Genomic DNA, 5,982 nt, shown 5'->3' with positions numbered 1-5,982 from the left:
CGGCGATCACATCGTTGTGATCAATGCCGAGAAGGCTGTGTTCACCGGCAACAAGCTGACCGACAAGGTCTACTACCGTCACACCGGCTATCCCGGCGGCATCAAGACCACCACGGCCGGCAAGATCCTGTCGGGCCGCTTCCCGGAGCGGGCACTTGAACTCGCTGTGAAGCGCATGATGCCGCGTGAAAGCGCGCTGTCGCGCCAGCAGTTCGGCAAGCTGCGCATCTATGCCGGCGCGGAGCATCCGCACGTCGCCCAACAACCCGAGCTCGTCGATTTCAAATCGATGAACCGCAAGAACTCGAAAACGGCCTGATCCACATGACCGATACCTCTGCTTCCCTGAAAGACCTTGGCGCCCTGACCGGCGCACCGTCGGCCCAGCCGGCTGTCAAGGTTGAACCGAAGATCGACTCGCTCGGCCGCGCTTATGGCACCGGCCGCCGCAAGGAAGCCACCGCACGCGTTTGGATCAAGCGCGGCACCGGCAAGATCACGATCAACGGCCGGGATCAGGAAACCTATTTCGCGCGCCCCGTGCTGCGTATGGTCATTGCCCAGCCGCTGATCGAAGCCGGTCGCGCAAGCGAGTTCGACGTGATCTGCACCGTCAAGGGTTCGGGCCTCATGGGTCAGGCCGGCGCGGTTCGTCACGGCATTTCGCGCGCGCTCGTCGCGTTCGAGCCGGGCCTTCGCCCAGTGCTCAAACCCTTTGGCTTCATGACCCGCGATCCGCGCGTGGTCGAACGCAAGAAGTACGGCAAAGCGAAAGCGCGCCGTAGCTTCCAGTTCTCGAAGCGCTAAACCGCACAAGGTTTATCCAGTTCTCTGGCGGGCGCTTCGGAAACGAGGCGCCCGTTTTGTTATGGCCCCTGACCTCAGAGGAGTGGGCGCATGAAACCCAAGGTTTTCATCGATGGCGAAGCTGGCACGACAGGCTTGCAGATTGCAGCGCGGCTAAAAGCGCGCAGCGATATCGAGCTGCTGTCGATCGACGAGGCGAAGCGCAAGGACGCAGGCGCGCGGGCGTTGATCATGAAGAAGGCCGATGCGGTGATTCTCTGCTTGCCGGACGATGCTGCGCGCCTCGCGGTGAGCCTCGTCGAGAATCCTAACACGGTGATCATTGATGCCTCGACGGCGCATCGCACGTCGCCGGGCTGGGTCTACGGCTTTCCGGAAATGGACAAGGGACAGCGCGCGGCCATCGCCGCGTCGACCCGGATTTCGAATCCGGGCTGTTATCCGACCGGGTTCATCGCGCTCGTCCGTCCCCTGATCATTTCGGGGCTGGTGCCGAATGACTGGCCGCTGACGGTGAATGCCGTGTCAGGTTATTCCGGAGGCGGCAAGGCGATGATTGCCGAGTTCGAGGAGCGCCAGACCGCGGACAATTTCCGCATCTATGCCATGGGCCAGACCCACAAGCATGCGCCCGAGATGAAGAAACATGCAGGGTTGACCCATGCGCCGCTGTTTCAGCCCGCAGTGGGGCGTTTTGCGCAGGGCTTGATCATCGAAGTGCCGCTGCCGCTCTGGGCGCTTCCGAAGAAGCCGAAGCGGGCCGCGCTGCACACGCAGCTGAAGGCAACGTATGCCAGCGAACGGTTCGTCAAGGTGGTCCCGCTGGCAGAGGGCGACGCGCTCAGGATGATCGGCGCGGAAGGCTGTAACGACACCAACCGACTGGAGCTTTACGTTTTCGGCACGGACGAGCAGGCGCGCCTCGTCGCGCGGCTTGATAACCTTGGCAAGGGCGCCTCGGGCGCGGCCGTGCAGAGCCTCAACATTGCGCTGGGGCTGGACGAGGCCTCGGGGCTCGAGGGGTAAGGGTCGCCTGCGGGAACATTTCCCTCACGCATCCGTTGAGAGACAGGGCGCCTGCGCGCTTATCTTTCATGGAGCCGAGAATGGATACGATCCCTGAAATCCAGACTACCCGCCTGATCAGTTCCAGCCAGGTTGAGGGCACGCCGGTCTACAATCTCGAGCGAGAGAAGCTCGGGACGGTCGATTCGGTCATGATCGACCGCGAGAGCGGCCAGGTCGTCTACGCCGTGATGGCATTCGGTGGCTTCCTCGGCTTGGGTGAGAAGCGCCATCCGATGACCTGGAACACAATGATCTATGACAAGCAGCGGGAAGGCTATGTCGTGAGCTTGTCGCGCGAAGAGCTAGAAGGTGCGCCGAACATGAACGCCGGCGCGTATGGCGAACTCGCTGACCGCGATTATGAGGAAACGGTATACACCCACTACAAGGCGCAACCCTACTGGCTGTAGGGCTTATTCGGCCGGAAGCTTGATGTCCGCGAGGCGCACCTTCGCGTAGCTGCCCGGCGCCGCGCCGAGGCCCATGTCCTTGGGTGCAACGACGGCGATCTTGCGGCCGGATTTGGGCTTCAGCCAGTCCCACCAGGTGGGCCACCAGCTGCCAGCGATCTCGGTGGCCGATCCCAGCCACTCGTCCGCCGAGGCGCCGAGCTTGCCTGGATTGACCCAGTGCTGGTATTTGTTTGCATCCGGATGGTTCACCACGCCGGCGATATGGCCTGAGCCGGAGAGCACGAAGGTGGCGTCGCCGCCATACAGTTTAGCAGTGCGGAAGACGCTCTCGTAAGGCACGATGTGATCGTCCTTTGAGGCCTGCAGCATCACCGGGATCTTGATACTGGCCGGATCTATATTTACTCCGAGTACGGTATATTCTCCCTTCGCCAGACGGTTCTCACAATAGCATTCCTTGAGATAGCGCCGGTGGACCGGGCCGGGAATATTGGTCTGGTCGGCGTTCCAGTAGAGCAGGTCAAACGGTCGCGGAGGCTTGCCGAGCATGTACATGTCCACAACATAGCGCCACACGAGATCGATTGGGCGAAGCCAGTTGAAGGTCTCGTACATGTCCTTGCCGGGCATGATGCCGCCGTGTTCGTCAATCAGGCCATAGACATAGTCCCGGCCCGGACCATCGGTGAACACTTTCAGGTCGCCGGCAAGTTCGAAGTCGGACTGCGAGGCGAAGAAAGTGGCAGCGGAAATCTTGTCATAGCCGGTGGCGGCCATGTGGGCGAGCGCAGAGGTGAGCAGCGTGCCGCCGATGCAGTAGCCGACGGCGTTCAGCTGTTTCGCGCCGGACGCTTGCAGCGCGGCTTCGACGGCGGCGTAGATGCCCTTTTTGACGTAGTCGTCCCAGTCATAATCCTTCGTCACCTTGTCAGCGGAACGCCAGGAGACGACGAAGACCGTGAGGCCTCGGTCGACCAGCCAGCGGATCATCGAGTTCTCGGCACGCAGGTCGAGAATGTAGAACTTGTTAATCCACGGCGGGAAGATCAGCAGCGGCTTGGCATAGGCCTGCGGCTGGGTCGGGGCATACTGGATCAGCTCAAGCAGGTCGTTGCGGAAGACAACTTCGCCGGGGGCGGTGGCGATGTTGACGCCAACTTCGAAGGGCGTCTCGTCTGTCTGCGAGATGTAGAGCTTGCCATTGCCCTTGCGGACATCCTCGCGCGCCATGCGCAGGCCGGCGAGCACGCTTTCGCCGCCGCTTTCGATGAAGGTGCGTAGCGCCTGCGGGTTGGTGCCGAGGAAGTTGGTGGGCGAAAGGCTTTCGGTCAGCAGCTGCATGAAGAAGCGGGCGCGCAGCTGCAAGACAGGGTCCATGCCGGTCGCACGGTCCGCAAGGCTGTTCATCCACTTGGCGTTCACGTCATAGGCCTTGCGGATGAACTTGAAGGCAGGGTTTACCTGCCATTCGGGGTCTGCAAAGCGCTTGTCCTTCTCCTTCGGCGGTTCCTGCGAGACGGTCTCGGAGATCATTTCCTGCCAGAGCTTCATCCAGCCCTGCATCAGCTCCATATTGGCCTGCATCAGGGCCACCGGGTTCATGGCGAGGCTCTGGCCGACCTTGCGAAAGGCGTCGGCGGCGCCCATCGGGTCGCCCTTGGTCACCGTGGACAGGGGACCGGAACCGGCCATCACCTCCGACATCAGAGCCTGGGACTCGGTATTTGCGAGCGCCAGCGTGGTCATCAGGACCTGCCAGCGCATGGGGTCCTGCGCCGCCATGAGGGCAGCGAGGGGCTCCTGACCAGTCGTTGTTACGTTTGCGCTGCTCATTGGTCCTAGTTTTGCCCCGTTTTTCGCGCTCATCTATCCATCACAATGTTTGTGATTTAATGAGATTAACCATGAAAAACACGGCGATTCTCCTGTGTGGCGTGCCGCTCCTGCTGGCCGCAGGGTGCACCTCTTCGTTTACCAAGGTGCGCGGCGCCGTGGCCGATGCGCCCGCATGGTACGGCGATCGCCGGGCCGAGATCCGCGGGGAAGGCTATCCCGACATCGCGGATATCCCCACGGTGGACCCGAACTGGAAGCCGGACAAGACATTAACGGTTACCGGCGCGCAGATGGCGGACATCCAGACGGCCTTTGCGGCAGATGCCCGGGCGCAGGCCCCGGCCATCGGCGCTGCGGAAATCGCGGAGGTTGCGGCGCAAATCAGGGGCTTGTTCGAACCCGGCCTTCCGCCCGCCGAGTTTTTAACAGAGACCGAGATCGCGGCGATCCGGGCGAGTTTCAATGTGCCGCGCGTAACCGAAGGCCTGATCACGCCATGATCAATACAGATTTTCACAAGATCCGGCGCTTGCCGCCCTACGTGTTCGAACAGGTCAATCGCACCAAGGCAGCCCTGCGCGCCAAGGGCGCGGACATTATCGATCTCGGCATGGGCAACCCGGACCTGCCGACGCCGAAGCATATTGTCGACAAGCTGGTAGAGACTGCGCGCAGGCCGGACGTCAACGGTTATTCCGCCTCGCGCGGGATTCCGGGATTGCGCCGTGCACTGACGGATTATTACAAGCGGCGCTTCGGCGTGAGCCTGGATAAAGACCGCGAGGTCATCGTCACGCTCGGCTCGAAGGAGGGCTTTGCTAACCTCGCCCAGGCGATCAGCGCGCCGGGCGATGTGATCCTTGCGCCGGACCCGTCCTATCCGCTGCACCATTTCGGCTTCATCATCGCGGGCGCCTCGATCCGCGGTGTGCCGGCGCATACGCCGGAACAGTACCTGTCGAATCTTGGTCGGGCCGTAAAATATTCCGTGCCGCCGCCGACCGCAATGGTGCTGTGCTTCCCGTCGAACCCGACCGCCGCCGTCTGCGATCTCGATTTCTACAAAGAGGCCGTCAAGTTCGCGAAGAAGCACGACCTCTGGATCCTGTCGGACCTTGCCTATAACGAAATCTATTTCGACGAGCCGACGCCCTCGATCCTTCAGGTGGACGGCGCGAAAGATATCGCGGTCGAATTCACGACCATGTCAAAAACCTACTCGATGGCCGGCTGGCGCGTCGGTTTCGTGGCAGGCAATGAAAAGCTGATCTCGGCGCTCGCCCGCGTCAAATCCTATCTCGACTACGGCGCCTATACGCCGATCCAGGTCGCTGCCGTCGCCGCGCTGGACGGGCCGCAGGACTGCGTGGACGATATCCGCCGGATCTACCGTACACGGCGCGATGCGCTGGTCGAAAGCTTCACGCGCGCCGGCTGGCCGGTGCCAAGCCCGAAGGCCTCGATGTTTGCCTGGGCGCCGATCCCGGAGAAGCTGCGCCATCTGGGCAGCCTCGAATTCTCGATCCAGCTGATCAACGAAGCGCACGTCGCAGTCGCCCCAGGCGCCGGCTTCGGCGAGCATGGCGACGACTATGTGCGCATCGCCCTGGTTGAGAACGAGCAACGCATCCGCCAGGCTGGCCGCAATATCCGAAAATTCCTCGCCGCGCACGGCGTGAAGGAAATTAAGCCGGTGGCGGCGGAGTAAGCTTTTGAGTGAGTTGGGCCTTCGGCCGTAACCCACTGGACGCCGCCTCTGATCTGCGGAGGGGCACGGTTTGCCGACCCGCCCCGCGGCTACTCCCGCGAGAACAGCATGCTCGCCGCAAAGTCCTTGGCTTCATCGGCGGCTTCATCG

General features: G+C 62.1%; 7 protein-coding genes. 6 read left to right on the top strand and 1 reads right to left on the bottom strand.

Going from position 1 to position 5,982, the window contains the following annotated elements:
- The 4 genes from rplM to WEA77_RS04190 form a co-directional block, all read left to right on the top strand.
- Positions 1-319: 50S ribosomal protein L13 (rplM, locus tag WEA77_RS04205; RefSeq protein ID WP_368066614.1), on the top strand; the 319-nt coding region annotated here is incomplete at its 5' end.
- Between the two features lie 5 nt (positions 320-324).
- Complete coding sequence (rpsI, locus tag WEA77_RS04200; RefSeq protein ID WP_368066613.1) at positions 325-807, top strand: 30S ribosomal protein S9; 483 nt, start codon at positions 325-327, stop codon at positions 805-807.
- A 90-nt stretch (positions 808-897) separates the two neighbouring features.
- Positions 898-1,833, top strand: coding sequence for an N-acetyl-gamma-glutamyl-phosphate reductase (argC, locus tag WEA77_RS04195; protein WP_368066612.1), 936 nt, complete (start codon positions 898-900; stop codon positions 1,831-1,833).
- An 80-nt stretch (positions 1,834-1,913) separates the two neighbouring features.
- Complete coding sequence (locus WEA77_RS04190; protein WP_368066611.1) at positions 1,914-2,285, top strand: PRC-barrel domain-containing protein; 372 nt, start codon at positions 1,914-1,916, stop codon at positions 2,283-2,285.
- A gap of 3 nt (positions 2,286-2,288) precedes the next feature.
- Here the strand turns inward: WEA77_RS04190 and phaC are convergent, their stop codons facing one another.
- On the bottom strand, positions 2,289-4,070 hold the full coding sequence (gene phaC, locus WEA77_RS04185; RefSeq protein ID WP_368066610.1) for a class I poly(R)-hydroxyalkanoic acid synthase: 1,782 nt from the start codon (positions 4,068-4,070) through the stop codon (positions 2,289-2,291).
- Between the two features lie 122 nt (positions 4,071-4,192).
- On the opposite strand from phaC, the gene WEA77_RS04180 reads away from it, so the two are divergent.
- Together WEA77_RS04180 and WEA77_RS04175 are read left to right on the top strand one after the other, a co-directional pair.
- A complete protein-coding gene (locus WEA77_RS04180) occupies positions 4,193-4,624 on the top strand; it encodes a hypothetical protein (protein ID WP_368066609.1) in 432 nt (143 codons plus the stop codon).
- Complete coding sequence (locus WEA77_RS04175) at positions 4,624-5,832, top strand: LL-diaminopimelate aminotransferase (RefSeq protein ID WP_368066615.1); 1,209 nt, start codon at positions 4,624-4,626, stop codon at positions 5,830-5,832. Before WEA77_RS04180 ends, WEA77_RS04175 begins: the two co-directional genes overlap by 1 nt.
- The last annotated feature ends 150 nt before the right edge of the window (positions 5,833-5,982 follow it).

It is taken from the genome of Hyphomonas sp., assembly GCF_040882205.1.
GTDB lineage: Bacteria > Pseudomonadota > Alphaproteobacteria > Caulobacterales > Hyphomonadaceae > Hyphomonas.
Note: the sequence above shows the minus strand (reverse complement) of the source record. Positions and strands in the feature narration are given on the sequence as shown.